Source organism: Agarivorans sp. JK6 (assembly GCF_045277145.1).
GTDB lineage: Bacteria > Pseudomonadota > Gammaproteobacteria > Enterobacterales > Celerinatantimonadaceae > Agarivorans > Agarivorans albus.
Genome location: NZ_CP113525.1, coordinates 1,151,770 through 1,168,215, shown reverse-complemented (window position 1 = coordinate 1,168,215; position 16,446 = coordinate 1,151,770). Strand labels below are relative to the sequence as shown.

Here is a 16,446-nt window from a genome sequence, read left to right as displayed (position 1 = left end):
AACCTCAATTAAGCGCGGGCTTGCGACTAATGCTATTAATACAACGTGCTAGTACCTGCTCTAGGTTAGCGTCAATTTCAATCGGAATAACATCAGCTTCGGCAGAAGAAGGGGCCTCTAAGGTGGCAAATTGGCTAGCTAATAAGTGCTGCGGCATAAAGTGATTACTGCGCCGCTCTAGCCTTTGCTGAATAAGAGTTTGTTCACCTTTTAAGTAGATAAACACCACTTTGCTGCTTACTTGGCGCAATAGATCTCGGTAAGATTTCTTTAAGGCAGAACAAACAATGACTACCGTATTTCGTTGCTGGCTAATAGCATCAGCTTTAGCCACTATGCTCGCCAGCCAAGGCTTACGATCCTCATCATTTAGTGCAAGACCACTGCGCATCTTTTCTATGTTGCTTTGAGGGTGTAGCGTATCTCCGTCAATAAACTCAGCTTGCAGGTAGTTTGCCAGCCCCTCACCAATGCTAGATTTGCCGCAGCCGGAAACCCCCATAACGTAATAAACCATACCCTGATCAGCATTCATACTAAGGCACTCTCAGCAACGGCTTGGCTGGCCTTGTCTTCTAGCGCCTGTATTACCCTTATCTGATACCGCTCGCCAGCCACAAAACCACTAAGCAGCAATTTACCATCGGCCTGCTGAGTAATGGTGAGCTTAGCTTCATCAGCACTCAATAGCTGTTTTGCACTTATAGGCTTGGCACTGCCTCCTCTAACTTGTTGGTATTGGATTTCAAAGCTTGCCCCTCTAAACTCTCGAACCACCGAGGCTTTTTGCCAATCACTTGGCAGTTGCGGCCGAAGCAGCAAGCCCTGTGGCGTACCACGTAGGCCAAACAGCTGCTCAACCACTAATTGGTAGTACCAAGCGCAAGTACCAGTATTAAACAAGTTACTAGAGCGCCCAGCAGTGCGTGGGTATTGGTAATAAGCGCCGCGATAATAGTTAGGTAAATAAATTGGCAATTGCCCACGCACTTTCAATTCGTCTGCGGCATTGCTTGGCAGCATTTTGCGTAATACATTAAATGCCCGCTCCCCTTCGTCACTGGCATACAAAGAAGCCGCGTAAAACGCTGCTGCATGGTTATACACCGAGCCATTTTCGGCACTGCCCGGCCACTTTTGAGTAACTCGACCAACATCGTCGCGCATTTCGGTAAAGGCAGGCGCACTCATCATTACGCCAAACGGCGTGTCTAACTGTTCATCAATGGCCTGAAGCATCTGTGTTTTTTGCTCACCGCTTGCAGCTCCACATAACATTGCCCAGCTCTGGGCATTAAGAAATATTCGCCCTTCCTTATCGCTGCTTATGCCAAATAACTTGCCAGCATCGGTAATGCCGCGCCCATACCATGCGCCATCCCAAAAATAGTGATTAATGCGCTGATTCAATTGTTCTGCATATTGGCTAAAGGCTTGAGCTAAAGCGGCTTCGCCTAGGTGCTCACACACTGGCACCCACAGTTGCAAAGCATAAGAAATGGCTTCGGCCAACCAACCCGACACGCCCTTGCCTTGATAGCCCACCATGTTCATTGGGTCGCACCAATCCCCCTGGGCGATGTAAGGCAAACCGCGTTCATCTTTGGCCTCACACAAAAATTGCATCGCCTTGCTCACATGCTCAAATACACTTTGCTCGAGTGGGTTATCTGCCCAACAAAGCCTAAGTTTTAGCAAGCTATAGTCGTTGGTTTCTTGAAGATAGGCGTTTAACACAATGGCGAGCCAAACCGGATGGTCGGTATGCGGCACTTGGTTAATGTACTTAAGCTCCGCCTGTTCGCTTAATAAAATGCCGTCGGGCATCTCACCAGAGAACTTTTGCTGTTTAAGTGCGGTTAGCAATGCCTGTTTACAAGCTTCTGGTTTGAGGTAAACCATGCCCATGGCATCTTGCAGGAAGTTACGGGTTTGAGGATCGGTCGTTAAACGCTGACTATCACCATGATAAAACACCTGCCTAGGCAGCCAATGATTAACAAAGTGATTAAACTGCTGATCGGGCGTCTCTATTGCAATACAACCTTTGGCTTGAGCAAAATAGGCGTCGCTAGCTTGGCGTTGGGGCTCTAGCTCGGCGTACAAATACTGCTGATTGAGTCTCTTAATCTCGGCCTTATCTTTAGCCGGCCCAAAACTAAGATTAAGCACATCGCTGCCATTGGCCGGTAAATTGTATTGAAACTGCATAATCGCCGCTGGCAGTTCATAATGCGCTTCGCCATTATTTAAGTTTCCACCTTGCTGCAAAGCACTGGGGTTATGTAAACCACCCTCTCCTTCAAAAGCCTGTTGTGAAACTTCATAAAAATCTGGCAGTCGGCTGGCAGACATAAAGGTAAGATCTTTGAAGTGCTGATTTTTGAAATAATCAGTTACTTTTTGGTAGGGGGTAACACTACTGCAAACAATCGCATTAAGCTCAGCATCGTATTGCCCGCCCATATTCATCCACGAGGCATAACCTACTGGGAAATAAGGTATTAAAGAAATATCTCGGCGTTGCGAGCTTAGGTTTCGCAGAGTTACTTGCCAGCTCTCTAGCACGGCATCAACTGCAAGGCTAAGTCTTATGCTTAGTTCTATATCAAGCTTTTCTACCACCCAGCGAATGTCAGCCAAACCCGGCTCAAAAGCAAAGCGGTCTAAGTCCACTTTCATTGGCTCGTAGGGAGCAGAAAACATCTCTCCAGTTTGATTATCTCGTAAGTAGAAAAAACGCCCAGGATGATGACTAAAATAAGGCTGCTCGGGCTGCATAAAGCTTTGCGCAGCTAAATTGGGCACATGAGCATATTTGCGAGGTTCGGGATCCATATATTGGCTAACCGCAAAGCCACGGCAGTTCATGTGCAACATCATTTTTTTGTTCCACAAATAAGCCGCGCTGTTTGGCGCAATACAAGGGTCTTCTATGTGATAACGTGTTCCATCTTCTATAAACTTCGCCATAAGCTTAGCCTTCTTTAACCTTAAGATACGGGGATGCTTGGGAGCTCGCTCGCGCAATAAAACGCGGCTCAGACACGCTGGGAATAGTGAGTGTTAAGTCGTAAGCTAAATTGAGTACTTGCCTGCTAGCGGCTGTCGCCATTTGTTTGATGGGAATGGCAATCGTGCTAAGAGGTGGTGAGGCAACTGCGGCAAAATCGACATCATCGTAGCCCAATACCGAAACCTGCTGCGGCACCTTTATGCCAGCCCCCTGCAAAATTGATAAAGCCACTAAGGCTACTTTGTCGCTACCACAAAACAGTGCATCAAAAGGCAGTTGTTTATCCAGTAGCTGCTGTACTGCAAACTGGCTAGTGGCAAAATCAAAGCTTCCTTCAATACACAATTCCGGGTTAATCGGCCGGCCTTGGCGAGCCAATTCATCCACAAAACCTTGCTGACGCTGCTGCGCATCTTGGGCACTTAAACGGCCACTTATACAAGCAATATTCTTATGGCCTAGCGCCAACAAGCTGTTTGCCGCCAAACAACCACCTGCATAATGATCAACACTAAAAGACTGCTTCGACAATAAATCGGTGGAGTGATTAATAAATACCAGCGGTGGGTAATTAGCTTGAGCGATTAGCAGATCTGAAATGGCGATTTCTGGGCACACCATCAGCACCCCATCGCAATCACGATTAATTAAATAGTCTAAGTGCTGCAAATATTCTTCATTACTGTTTGCTTCTTCAGCATTGGCAATAATTAGGTGTTTGTCGTGCAGCCGCAGCTCAAACTCTATGGCTTGTAATATGTGCTGATAAAAAGGGCCAGACAATGAGGGTAACCAAACACCAATAATGTTGGAGCGCTGGGTAGATAAAGCCCGAGCAAGGCTGTTAGGCCGGTAGTTAAGCTGCTGCATGGCTTCGCTTACCTTTTGTTCAGCCTTGGCAGACACTCCGCCCTTGCCAGCTAAGCAGCGAGAAACGGTTCCCACACCTACTTGCGCCAACTTAGCCACATCTTTAATCGTTGCCATCGTTTCCAATATTGCTAACCCGCCTTGGAACTAGCATGGTCGCCAAAGCTTAGATGCTCAAGCTTTAAACAAGCAAAACGGAACCGATTCCAAATTACTATGAAACCAAGCTTGAATTGGTTCTTTAGTTTCACAGCCGCTCATCAAAACGCTGACAAATTGCCAACAACAAAAGCTCGCGTAGTCGCGTTCAAACAACTACTTTATACCAATCACACTAAGTAAGTGCTCAGAAATAACGCAGGAAAAGTACTCGAGAATAAGGCAGAATTTTTCGATAAGTAGTTATTCTACAATCAAAAATTCTAACGCAATTATCGAGTATTTAAACCAGATAGTATGAACAGTTATTTAGTACGATTGGTATTTTACAATGCTTGCTAATGCTGAATAGGAACAGTTTGAATGATTACTTTGTATGGCTCGCCACGCACTCGCTCTTTGCGCGTTTCGTGGATGTTGGAAGAGTTACAACTTGAATGGAATTATCACTACCTTAACCTTCAAGCCGGTGAACACCGCAGCGAAGAATACTTAAGCATTAATCCCTGCGGTAAAGTGCCTGCATTAAAAGATGGCGAGCTAGTCTTTAATGAATCTGCCGCTATTTGCCTTTATTTAGCCGAGAAATACGGCCCGCACTTTTTGCCCTCCCCAGGTAGCGACCAAGCTGCCCTGCACCACCGCTGGGTAAGCTTTACCATTTGTGAATTAGAACAAGCCTTGTGGAACATGGGCAAACATCGCTTTGCTTTACCTGAAGAGCTACGCGTGCCAGAGATGCTAGAAACCGCTACTTGGGAATTTAATAAAGCGGCAGCTATTGCTGAGCTTTGGGTTCCTGAAGAAGGTTATTTATTGGGAGAGCAATTTACGGTTGCCGATATACTGCTGTGCCACACCTTAAACTGGGCAATGGCGTTTCAGCAGCAACTTCCCACAAAACTCATGGCCTACCGCAAGCGCACTAGCCAGCGCTCGGCGCTCAACACCGGCCTAGAGAAAGAAATGAATGGCAAAGCCATGAGTAAACTCTAGGGACTGTTTATCTTTCGTGGTTAATTTTGTTCGTGAAAGATAAACAGCCCGTAGCCCACCAGACAAAAATCACTCACTAAAAAGCCAAGCTTCTGCTTGGCTTTTTCATCGCCTAATAAACCGAGTAAACCTGCCAACGAGTAATAAAGCCAAGCTATACTTGGGTTTTGCTAAGCATGGCGCTTATAATGCGCGGCATTAATCATTAGGAAGCAGAACATGAGCGGCATCATTACCCTTAAAGCCAAGCGCGACAAAGCGTTGTTACGTCGTCACCCTTGGATTTTTTCAAACGGCATTCATAAAGTATCGGGCAAGCCACTTTCTGGCGAAACCGTAGAAGTTTACAGTGCCGAAGGGAAATACTTGGCTACTGCTGCCTACTCGCCAGAATCGCAAATTAGAGCGCGAGTTTGGAGCTTTGATCAGCAGCAAGAGATTGATAAGCAGTTTTTTATTGACCGCTTAGAAGATGCCCAAGCGGTTCGACAAATTCTCGGTGAGTTTGCCGATACTAACGCTTATCGTTTAGTTGCTGGTGAAAACGATGGCCTACCAGGCATCACCATTGATCGCTATGCAAATGTATTGGTATTGCAGCTACTAAGTGCTGGTGCAGAGTTTCAGCGTGCCAACCTTATTGAAGCGCTAAAACATAGCTTCCCAGAGGATGTTATCTACGAACGCTCAGACGTAGATGTTCGCAAAAAAGAAGGTTTAGCTCCTCAACAAGGGCTGATTCACGGTGAGCTACCCGCTCAACCAATGGAAATAAATGAAAACGGTTTGCGCCTACTCATTAACGTGGAAACCGGCCATAAAACCGGTTACTACCTTGATCAACGCAATAACCGCAAACTGGTTGGCCAGCTCGCCAAGGGCAAAAAAATACTGAACTGTTTTTGTTACACCGGCGGCTTTGGCACCTATGCCTTGGCTGGCGGCGCTAAAAAGGTGGTAAACGTAGATGTCTCTGACGCCGCTTTAGAGATAGCCGCCAAAAACGTTGAGTTAAACGACTTAGAAGCTAGCAAAATAACCCAGCTAAATGCCGATGTATTTAAGCAACTGCGCGCCTACCGCGATTGTGATGAGCAATTCGACATGATAGTGCTAGACCCACCAAAATTTGTCGATAGTAAAGCCAGCTTAAATCGCGCCAGCCGAGGTTACAAAGACATCAACATGCTTGCTATGCAGATGTTACGTCCTGGTGGAATATTGCTGACTTACTCCTGTTCTGGCCTTATGCCAACTAGCTTGTTCCAAAAAATCGTGGCCGATGCAGCCATTGATGCCAAACGAGAAATGCAGTTTCTTAAAACCCTAGAGCAAGCCGAAGATCACCCAGTTGGTGGCCCCTATCCAGAAGGTCACTACCTAAAAGGCTTTTTGTGTAGAGTTAAATAACTCTAGCCACTTAACGCTTCAAAGGCGCTGCTTCTGCAGCGTTTTTTGATTCTAAAAACATATCTAGCTAAACAAGTCTCACTAGACAAATCTCACTACAAACGCTGACAAACCCGACACGGCTTAAACAAGAAGACGACAGTTCTATACAAAAGATCTAGCGTATTAGTTTCATAATAATAATCACTAACTTAATGTAAGGCAGCTAAGCGCTTAACAAGGGACATTACAGCATGAGCAGATCAACGATTTATCGCTATGGTTTGTTACTCCTCATCGTTGGAGTGGTATTTTCCTACTTAGATGATTCACCTCAAGTTAATGAAAAGAAAATTAGTTTCCCCTCTGGTGAGCTTAAGATAAGTGGCTCACTGATTACTCCCACCGATCTTCCAGGCCCTTACCCAGTTGTTGTGCTAGTACACGGCGACGGTGCGATGCCTTATGATGCCTACGGCTATTACAAACCCATATGGACCGAGTTTGCCAAACGAGGCATTGCTACTTTAAGTTGGGATAAACCCGGTGTTGGTGGCTCAAGTGGAAATTGGTTAGAGCATTCTATGGAAGAGCGAGCAGAGATTGTAAGAAATGCAATAAGCTACCTACGCACGCAAAATGCCGTTATCGACCAGCAACACATCGGTTTATTGGGCTTTAGTCAAGCTGGCTGGGTATTGCCTAAAATAAGCAATCAACAGCATCAAGTTGATTTCGCGGTGTTTGTAGGCACCGCGATTAACTGGTTGCGCCAAGGCCAATACCACCGCAGCATCAGTAATGGTACTGGCAGTAATCCAGAATTCTATAAAACGCTACCTAACTCCTTGCTCACTCAAGCAGTAAAACAAAACTTGTCTTTCGCGGCTTACCAAAGCGCGCACCAAGATATGCTCACAAGCGATCCCAACTTTAATGAGGGCTTGTTTAGCGATGAAGCTCGTTACGGTTTTATCGCAAAAAACTGGATGAATGACGCAAGTTCAGAGTTAAGCCAAATAGACATTCCTATTCTCGCAGCTTTTGGACAAGACGATCTTAATGTAGATATCAACGATAGCATTTACCATTATCGCCAGGCCTTCGCCCATAGCGACCCGGAGCTGCTAAGCATTAAGCAGTTTTCTGGAGCCAGTCATGGGCTATTGCAATCCTGGTTTTGGAATACTCAAAGCCCTGGAATCGCGCATATCTTAATGATTGAGTTTTTTGGCAAAAGCATGTTTGCCGACAACTCGCTTGACCAAATTGCGACTTGGGTGGAGCGCCAAGTCCAACACTAGCGACTTAAGTCACTAGGCCTTAATCGCTGCATACGAAGTCTCAAGATCAGCATTAAATTAAATCACTTTAAATACAACACGCTCATTGTCTTCAATATCTTCTATTTCGAGGATCACCCCAGAACTATCGCGACTCAGCAGCGACGCTTTGAGGGTTGCCAAGCTATCGGCGTCATCGGAGAAATAAGCAGCTAATTTAGGCGGTAAGCATTTAAACAAAGTTTTTGCGATGTATATGGGCAAATTGACCGAGTCAGAAAGGCTTCCGGTATCTAGCTGATAAGTTTCTATTCTTAATTTTTTCATACAGTCGCTTCCTTAGTGACTAACTACCATTGCTAACTAAAGCAATATCCATAAGAGATTTGAAATTAAACCATCCACAAGCCTTAGTGATAAAAAAATCACTAACAACTCTATAATAGTCAAAATTTTTATGAGCAGCTTGAAATGTATGAAACTAATTGCAGTGTTTACCCATAGCTATACAGGCAACAACAAGGATAGGAACTCTCTCAACCATAACTAGAGTAACTAGATAAACTCTGTTTTTAAGAAAGCACTTAATACATCAGAGGCGGAGACAATGCCAACACAGGCCGAACCTTCGGTAACAATAAGGTGATGGATCTTTTCATAACTCATAATTTCTGCGGCTTGCTGAATACTAATATCAGGCGCAACCTCTATCACCCGATGTGTACACAATTCCCAAGCATGTTCCAACTTTGGATTAGCGCGCTGGGTACTAAAGTGCACTAAATCACTCGCACTAATTACGCCAAAAATGGCGCCATCAGGGCTAAAGACTGGAACGCAACAAAGCTTGTTGTCATCTAATACTTGGCATACTTTTTCAATCGAATCGTCCAGCGCAACTCCGATTACATTGGTTTCCATGAAACTGCTAATTTGAGTGCTCATTAGATGCCTCCTTAGCATTTAGTTCTCAAACCTAAAGGTTATTGATACTTTAATCATAGTTGGAATTAGTACATTAAGTGGCCACTCTAGCGCAAATGAGGCTCTAGCTTGTTGAAGATCAATATTGCTTAAACGAGCAAACACTAAGTCTGGCGATTAGACTTGGTTATGCGGGTGAGCAGCCAGTGGTAACTAAGCTCCCTTATTTACCCCAACCACTAGCACCAAAGTGATTTTACTCTGGTAAGTTATTCCAAAGCTTTACGCAGTAATAGATGGGCATGTGATCGGTAAAGCTAATTTTGCTGTCGGCTTGCCACTGTTTAAGGTTATCTCGCCATTCTTTAAATGACTCAAGTAAGTGCTGGTTTATCTCGGTAAGATCAACACTCAAGCTCTTACGCCGTTGTTCTTGAGCTTTAAAAGTATTAACAATAAGCGCTTTGTACTCGGTAGGGCTCTTTTCCGGTCGTTGGTAATCTATTTGCTGATTGCTGTGAATGTAAACCAGCTCGCCAACATCCTCAAAACCAAAGCTTATCGCGGGCAAATTAGGCGGTAACATCGGGATAGGATCTTTAGCATGTTCTACTCGCCAAATAGGCCGGTGATTAATCTGCTCAATAAATTGTTGATTACCGACTCTGGGAGAACCATAAATATATAAACCCGTTGCTTGTGGCACTTTAGCAAAACATAAGCTTGCTAAAGCACCACCCAAGCTATGGCCGGTAAGCCAAATAGGGCGGTCTGGGAAGTCTACTATCTGCTGCTCAATAAACTGCTGTAAGCCTTGCTCGCCACTCCAAACTTCGTCGAGCGCTTTGGCAAAACCTTGATGTACTTTTCCACCCTCTGCAAAAGCTACTGGCATGCTGTCTAAGTCTGTTTTTAACTCGTATAAGGCAGACAAAGATTTAAGCTCTGTGCCGCGAAAGGCAATAATTAAGGCTTCTTGATTACCGGCTGCCATGCATTCTGTGCCGGTGCCCTCAAAAAAAGTAAACTGCTCAAAGCCAGCTAGTTTAAAAGCCATACGAGCAAAACCTGGGTGACAATAAGCAAGCAGTGAACATTCGGCCAACCACCAAGCATTTACCTCTGAGAACTCGGTATTGTTGGGCTGAAACGGATATTGATTAGCGCCTTCAAAATAAAAGTAATTCATATCGGGCGGAACAATGTCGTAGTATTTGGCTTCGGGGATTGGCTTCTTCATGGCTAAAACTGCTACTGTTAAGCGAACGATTAGCTTAACGCATTTACTAGGGGCTGTTGACCTTTCGAGCTGATTTTTGCGGCTTATATACAAGGCAAAAGCTTTAATGTGTAGCGAGCCTACATGACAAGCTGAAAACGCATTAGAAATAAGCCACAAACGCTGCCAGAAGGCTTCGGCTAAAACAGTAACACTCGCCTAGTTTTGAGTTACAAATGCAAGTTAAGCGGTGGCTGTCCGTGTATAAAACCTAGCTAACAATGAAATTGGAGAACAAGTAATGGCAATGATTGCTGGCAAAACTCGCCTTATAGCAACAATGGCTTTGAGCTCATTATTGTTAGCATGTGTACCTACCATTCAAACCGTTTACCTCACACCACAAGTGCAAGGGAAGGTAGTGTTATTTACCTCAGGTGAGAGCGCTAACTTTAGCCCTTTAAGTGGTATTACTGCTTACTACCCTTCTTCACCGGAAGCGGCGACACTATCCAATCAGCAAGGTGAATTTCTACTGGAGGCCAGCAGTACGGTGGAAGCCAGTTTATTGATGCCAGGGCACTCATTAAATTACTACCCAGTAACAGTAGAAACCGAAACATTTAGTTATACAGTATTAGCGCAAGCCTCGACGAAGATGCTAGATCTAGAAACGGTTAAGCTAAGCAGTGTAGTTGTTAGCGATGAACTCGAAGGTAAACTGCTGTTAGCTGATTCTGGCCCAAACGCTCTAAAGTACTGTAATCTGAATTCTGTTAAACAGCTACGCAGAGAACAAGCTGTTTATCAACTACTCAAGCAATACTATCCAGCGCCAGAGCAACTTGAACAGCCAGTGCTTAGCTATATCAAAGACCAACAGCAACAAACCTTAATGTGGTTAGAATATGTAAAGCGCTCATGCAATTGGGAGGATGAAGACGGCTACCCTCGCTACCGTGATATGAAAGACGCCCGTGAGTACTTTGCTAAATTAGAAACAAGCTTGCTCAACTAAAGCGCCAAGTAAAAACAAAAAACGCTGCTTATAGTAAGCAGCGTTTTTATTTAGTTCGGGGGAAAATTAAAGCGCAACATCTACTTGCACAGGGCAATGATCAGAGCCCATAACATCATTCAAAATGTCAGCATCACTAACTTGAGCAGCAAAGGCTTCACTCACCAAGAAGTAATCAATTCTCCAGCCAATGTTTCGGCCACGTGCGCCAGCTCGGTAACTCCACCAGCTGTATTTAACCTCATCCTGTTTCTTTAAGCGGAAGGTATCAACAAAACCAGCGGCGGTTAAATTATCAATACCGTCAATTTCTGCCTGCATATAGCCAGCGCTTTTGTTGTAGTTAGGTTTTGGACGAGCCAAGTCAATGTCTTTATGGGCCACGTTTAAGTCGCCACATACCAACACCGGTTTGCGAGCCTCTAACGCTTTTAGATAAGCGAGGAAATCGGCGTCCCATTGCTGGCGGTAATCAAGACGTTTTAACTCACTACCAGAGTTAGGGGTATATACGGTGACCAAAATAAACTCGGCGTATTCGGCCGCAATTACCCGCCCCTCTTGGTCGTGCTCCTCAATGCCCATGTCGTATTCAACATTTAGCGGCTTCTCTTTAGTTAAAATGGCAGTACCTGAGTAACCTTTTTTAACCGCCGAGTTGCTGTAAATGTGGTATCCCTCTAGCTCACTTAGGGCTTCAAGCACTTGATCATCTTGTGCTTTGGTTTCTTGTAAACACAGCACATCGGTTTGCATTGATTCTAGCGAAGCCATGAAGTCTTTCTTCATCACTGCTCTAATGCCATTTACGTTCCACGATACTAAACGCATTCGCCCTTCCTTAAGAGAGTAAAGTGTAATATTCAAGCTCAAGCCCTGCTCAGGCTGAAGCAAATTAGTGCTTCATTGTAGAGGCTAAAACCAAGGAAAAACACCCTTAAACACTAGGGGCTAAGATTAATACTCAAATACCAAATTGATAGAATTCCGCTTGATTCTTCTCATCTAAATGAAACTTTCATCAATTACTTGTTAACTTACACCTACACTAAGCTATTAGAAGGGCTTACTTTGAGTTAGTTTCTGAAAATTAATGCTTATTAAGGTACAGTAGGCATACAAAATCGCATGGACGTTGTGCTAAATGAGGATGAATGACTACCAACAAAGATAAATACAGTATTGATAATACCGATTACACTGTCGGACAAGATAATGTTCAAAAATGGGGCTTTGATGTACATAACCCAGTTTTTGGCATAAGCGCGTCTTTAATCGGTGTGTTCCTAATAGCCATACTGCTGGTTGATCCAGACGTATCAAAAGCCGCATTAGATGGAATAAAGTGGCAAATTATCGGCGCATTTGATGGCCTATTCATGTGGTCAGCCAACATATTTGTGCTGTTCTGCTTAGCAATGGTGGTATCCCCCTTCGGCAAAATACGCCTAGGTGGTGAAAACGCCAAAACCGATTACTCAATGATGTCGTGGATAGCCATGCTATTTGCCGCAGGCATGGGCATTGGACTTATGTTTTGGGGCGTAGCCGAGCCTGTTGCTTACTTTACAGGCTGGTACGAAACACCACTAAATGTTACCGCCAATACGCCAGAAGCGGCTAAATTAGCCCTTGGCGCCACTATGTTCCACTGGGGATTACACCCTTGGGCCATTTACGGTGTGGTGTCTCTATCACTAGCCTTCTTTGCCTTTAACAAAGGCCTACCGTTGTCTATGCGCTCGGTGTTTTACCCTATCTTGGGTGATCGCACTTGGGGTTGGCCTGGACACGTTGTAGATATTCTTGCAGTACTTGCCACGCTGTTTGGTCTAGCAACCTCTTTAGGTTTAGGCGCGCAACAAGCCGCCAGTGGCTTCCACCATGTATTTGGTGCAGATAACGGCCTACTGCTGCAAATAGGCATCATTTTCTTGGTGACACTATTAGCGGTGGTATCGGTAGTTCGTGGTATTGACGGCGGCGTGAAAGTCATTAGTAACGTAAACATGTTGCTAGCGGCGGCCTTGGTAGTATTTGTTGCCTTAGTCACCTTTGCGGTTTCTATGGGCACGGTGCCAACCACCGTTATGGGCTACATCGAAAACATTATTCCACTAAGTAACCCTGTTGGTCGTGAAGACTCAGCATGGATGCACGGCTGGACAGTGTTCTACTGGGCTTGGTGGATTTCTTGGTCACCATTTGTAGGCATGTTCATTGCGCGTATTTCACGTGGCCGTACTATCCGTGAGTTTATCATTGCCGTGCTAATCGTACCTACGGTAGTAACCACTCTATGGATGTCGGTATTTGGTGGCGTTGCGATTGATCAAATCGTCAACAAAGTGGGAACCTTAGGCGCCGACGGCTTAACCGAAGTGCCTTTAGCTATGTTCCAAATGTTTGATGCCTTGCCAATGGGCAGCATCTTATCTTTACTGGCGATCGTTTTAGTATTGGTATTCTTTGTAACCTCTTCAGACTCTGGTTCATTGGTTATCGATAGCATTACCTCGGGCGGTAAAGTGGATGCTCCGGTTCCTCAGCGCGTATTCTGGGCGACCATTGAAGGCGCAATTGCTGCCGCGCTGGTTTGGGTTGGCGGTACCGAAGCTATTCAAGCATTACAGGCGGGCGCCATTTCTACGGCCTTGCCATTCACCATTATATTGCTGGTGATGTGTGTAAGCTTGTTAATGGGTCTACGTACCGAAAAACGCAGTTAAGACTTTTTAAGCCTTAACAACTAAAAGCCGAGTAAGCCTATGCTACTCGGCTTTTTTTACAACCACAGTTTGTTGATGGGGGTATCGGGACTAAAGTGATAATGGATCTGCGCTTGCAGCAATTCGGCGGTAGCAATGGCGTCGGTAAGTGCGTCATGTGGCGGGTAAACCGGCAAGTTATAACGGCTACGGGTATTAGCCAGCCGAATAGATGTAGGCTTCGGTTTTCTTAGCAAATCTATTAGCTTTTTAGGTTGAGCGGCTAACATGTCGGCTTCAATTTGCATGGTATCCACCAGTGGGAAAATAATGCCTTCATTAATCAAGCTGCGTAACGTGTGATGCAAAAAATCTCGTTCAATTCTGCGATAGTGTACAACCACTACTTTACCCGCTAGCTCATCTAGTAGCTGCTCTAAAATCCGCAGTAAACTGGGCGCGCCCTTTAAATCAGAATGGGTAATGCCGTGAATCACAATAGAGTCTTCTTTAAGTTTATCCTCTGGGGTAACAAACCAATGTTTTGCTTCTCTACAGGCAATCCGTTGCAGCGTAAATGGCACCAAACCAATACTAATAATGCTGTTCTTCTTTGCATCTAAACCGGTGGTTTCAAAATCTAAGGCAACAAATTCAATGTCTTTAAGCTTGGTATCAGCATGATAAGTGCTAGCGTTATAAAAACTGCTCAAACGCTTATCTTTGCTCTCTAAGGCTTTAATCTTAAAGAAGGCTTTCCAGTTGAGAATTTCTTGCTGATTAAGATTCGGCATTAACTGTTCTGCATACTGTTAGCGGTGTAACGAAACTTCAGAAAGTTTTGCGCGCTGCTTAGTACCAAAAAGGCATCTTTAAGATTTCGCCTTTCAAAGTCAGACATGTTTTCCGGCTCAATATTATTATCAGGTTCTTGGTTGGCTTCTATGTCCAAGGCTTGGTGGCGAATCCGCACTAAAGAAATAAACTCCATCGCATGTTGTAAGTCTTTACCTTTTGAGGGCGGCAAAATTCCCGCCTCAATAATGTCCTCTAAGCGGTCAAAAGAATTCTGAGATTGCGAGCCAATAGCCAAGCCATGTACCCGAATAAGATCAGCCAGCGGCGCTGTACCGCGTCGTTTTAAGTTAATTGAGTTTTTATGGCGGCCATCTTTTTCCATCACAAAATCTTTAAAAAAGCCCAAGGGTGGCGTGCGATTTAAGGCGTTTCTGGCTAAACAGGCCAGAAAACGGTTGTTCTTTTTGGCCTTGCGAAGAATAAAGGCATTTAGCTGCTCAGCCCATTTGGGTCTGCCATACACGCCGTTAAGGTCAAAGAAAATAGAACAGTTAAGCAATGCTTGCGGGTTAGGATTATCAATCCAATCGGCGAAACATTCTTCCCATTGGCTTTGCGTTTTGCGGTACTCCGGATTTGTCGCCATTATGTCGCCGCTGCAATAGGTATAACCGCAAGCAGCCAAACCATCACATACGTAGCGCGCAAGCTCTTCAAAATACTTTCCGTGCTCCGCTTCTACATATTGGTTATCAAGAATAATCGCGTTGTCTTGGTCGGTCACAATCAGCTGTTCATCTCTAGCCATCGAACCTAAAGCCAAAAAGCAATAAGGTACGGGCGGAGGCCCTAGCTTTTCTTCCGCTAATTCCAATAAGCGCTGCTTAAAGCTGCGGCCAATTTCCGACATGGCTCGCCCCACCATGTGTGAATTGGCATCTTCGTTAATCATCCTTACAAAACAATCTTTAAGTTGATGCGATAGCAGCACTAAATCATCGATACTGTTTTGCTGAAAAATACTGCTCACAATCAACAAGCTATTTTGCGACTCGTAACGAACAATATCGCTAACTTCAATTAAACCAATCGGTTGCTTGTTCTTAAGAATAGGCAGGTGATGCACGTTATAACGCAGCATCAGCAACATAGCTTCGAATATATAAGCATTGTGATCTAAAGAAATAAGCTCGGTAGACATGACCTCAACGACCTGAGTCTCTACATCTAAACCTTGAGCAATTACTTTGGCGCAAAGATCACGCTGAGTAATAATGCCAACAAAGCTTTCACCACCTTCGTCAGACAAATTGGGGTCATTAATCAAGGCGGCTGAGACATTCTCTTCAGACATAATTTTAGCTACATCTTGAATTGAGGTAGTCGACGCCAACATCACCGGTTCGTTACTAAGAATAGTTTTAACCTTTGATGTGGTTAAGGAGTTGGCGTCATCACTGTTATCTTCAACCGCTTGCTGTAAACGAATAGTACCTTCAACTTCCACAAAGTCGGCAAATACATCGTAACGCTCACAGAACTCTTCAAAGATGTTTTCGGGAATACAATATAGCAGTGTGTCTCTAATCGCCTTGGCAGGGAAACGGACTTTGTTGTTGGTTAACAAGCCCATTTGCCCAAACACCCCGCCTTGATCTAAGCGGTTATATAACTCGCCAGTGCGGCGATAAATTTCCACCACGCCGCTGCGTATCATAAAGAGATCATGAATGTTATCGCCAAACTCGATAATCATATTGCCTGCACGGTAATAAGATATCTCAACACTTTTTGCGACTTCGATAATTGCTTCTTCGGGCAATTGGTCAAAGGGAGGGTATTGGCTAATAAAATTGCGAACTTCGAGTAGCTCTACGTCCATTAATCTCTCGGTGTAGAAGATAGTTTGAGTGGTTGGTGTCTAGTATATGGTATCTACCCGATAGTTGCAGTGCAGCAAAGTAAGCCTGAGTAGCATTATTACTAATTACTCGCTTTTGCCGACCCCAAGCAAGATGGCAAAGCCTTGGTAACAAACGGATTAAAGAAGCGTTGCGGTGAGCCGG

14 protein-coding genes are annotated in these 16,446 nt (G+C 44.7%); 5 read left to right on the top strand and 9 right to left on the bottom strand.

The window, feature by feature from the left end:
* Positions 1–4: 4 nt before the first annotated feature.
* Genes OV592_RS05490 through OV592_RS05480 form a run of 3 tightly spaced genes read right to left on the bottom strand, consistent with a single transcriptional unit; the run spans position 5 to position 4,003 of the window.
* Positions 5–535 (bottom strand): gluconokinase, encoded by a 531-nt coding sequence (locus OV592_RS05490; protein ID WP_406610680.1) that lies wholly within the window; start codon positions 533–535, stop codon positions 5–7.
* Positions 532–2,973 (bottom strand): GH36-type glycosyl hydrolase domain-containing protein, encoded by a 2,442-nt coding sequence (locus OV592_RS05485; protein WP_406610679.1) that lies wholly within the window; start codon positions 2,971–2,973, stop codon positions 532–534. The genes OV592_RS05490 and OV592_RS05485 overlap by 4 nt, the downstream gene beginning before the upstream one ends.
* 4 nt (positions 2,974–2,977) lie before the next feature.
* Complete coding sequence (locus OV592_RS05480; protein WP_406610678.1) at positions 2,978–4,003, bottom strand: LacI family DNA-binding transcriptional regulator; 1,026 nt, start codon at positions 4,001–4,003, stop codon at positions 2,978–2,980.
* A 405-nt stretch (positions 4,004–4,408) separates the two neighbouring features.
* On the opposite strand from OV592_RS05480, the gene OV592_RS05475 reads away from it, so the two are divergent.
* From OV592_RS05475 to OV592_RS05465, 3 genes are all read left to right on the top strand, one after another.
* Positions 4,409–5,041, top strand: coding sequence for a glutathione S-transferase family protein (locus tag OV592_RS05475; protein ID WP_406610677.1), 633 nt, complete (start codon positions 4,409–4,411; stop codon positions 5,039–5,041).
* A 219-nt stretch (positions 5,042–5,260) separates the two neighbouring features.
* On the top strand, positions 5,261–6,451 hold the full coding sequence (locus tag OV592_RS05470; RefSeq protein WP_406610676.1) for a class I SAM-dependent rRNA methyltransferase: 1,191 nt from the start codon (positions 5,261–5,263) through the stop codon (positions 6,449–6,451).
* A 233-nt stretch (positions 6,452–6,684) separates the two neighbouring features.
* Positions 6,685–7,734, top strand: coding sequence for an alpha/beta hydrolase family protein (locus tag OV592_RS05465; RefSeq protein ID WP_406610675.1), 1,050 nt, complete (start codon positions 6,685–6,687; stop codon positions 7,732–7,734).
* A 57-nt stretch (positions 7,735–7,791) separates the two neighbouring features.
* Here the strand turns inward: OV592_RS05465 and OV592_RS05460 are convergent, their stop codons facing one another.
* The 3 genes from OV592_RS05460 to OV592_RS05450 all read right to left on the bottom strand — a co-directional run bounded on the left by OV592_RS05460 (position 7,792) and on the right by OV592_RS05450 (position 9,877).
* Positions 7,792–8,040 carry a hypothetical protein gene (locus OV592_RS05460; RefSeq protein WP_016402961.1) on the bottom strand — a complete coding sequence of 83 codons (249 nt, stop codon included), beginning with the start codon at positions 8,038–8,040 and terminating at the stop codon, positions 7,792–7,794.
* 228 nt (positions 8,041–8,268) lie between these two features.
* Complete coding sequence (locus tag OV592_RS05455) at positions 8,269–8,658, bottom strand: cyclic nucleotide-binding/CBS domain-containing protein (RefSeq protein ID WP_194164114.1); 390 nt, start codon at positions 8,656–8,658, stop codon at positions 8,269–8,271.
* Positions 8,659–8,893: 235 nt separating this feature from the next.
* Positions 8,894–9,877: a lipase family protein gene (locus OV592_RS05450; protein ID WP_406610674.1), complete on the bottom strand. Its 984-nt coding sequence runs from the start codon at positions 9,875–9,877 to the stop codon at positions 8,894–8,896.
* 280 nt (positions 9,878–10,157) lie between these two features.
* Between OV592_RS05450 and OV592_RS05445 the strand changes: the two genes are divergently transcribed.
* Positions 10,158–10,874: a hypothetical protein gene (locus OV592_RS05445; RefSeq protein WP_406610673.1), complete on the top strand. Its 717-nt coding sequence runs from the start codon at positions 10,158–10,160 to the stop codon at positions 10,872–10,874.
* 66 nt (positions 10,875–10,940) lie between these two features.
* On the opposite strand, the gene OV592_RS05440 is transcribed toward OV592_RS05445, so the two are convergent.
* A complete protein-coding gene (locus OV592_RS05440; protein WP_152781982.1) occupies positions 10,941–11,705 on the bottom strand; it encodes an exodeoxyribonuclease III in 765 nt (254 codons plus the stop codon).
* 323 nt (positions 11,706–12,028) lie between these two features.
* On the opposite strand from OV592_RS05440, the gene OV592_RS05435 reads away from it, so the two are divergent.
* Complete coding sequence (locus OV592_RS05435) at positions 12,029–13,603, top strand: BCCT family transporter (RefSeq protein ID WP_016402966.1); 1,575 nt, start codon at positions 12,029–12,031, stop codon at positions 13,601–13,603.
* A 56-nt stretch (positions 13,604–13,659) separates the two neighbouring features.
* Here the strand turns inward: OV592_RS05435 and OV592_RS05430 are convergent, their stop codons facing one another.
* A complete protein-coding gene (locus tag OV592_RS05430) occupies positions 13,660–14,376 on the bottom strand; it encodes a 3'-5' exonuclease (RefSeq protein ID WP_152781984.1) in 717 nt (238 codons plus the stop codon).
* Positions 14,376–16,262 carry a DUF294 nucleotidyltransferase-like domain-containing protein gene (locus OV592_RS05425; protein ID WP_406610672.1) on the bottom strand — a complete coding sequence of 629 codons (1,887 nt, stop codon included), beginning with the start codon at positions 16,260–16,262 and terminating at the stop codon, positions 14,376–14,378. Before OV592_RS05425 ends, OV592_RS05430 begins: the two co-directional genes overlap by 1 nt.
* Positions 16,263–16,446: the final 184 nt, after the last annotated feature.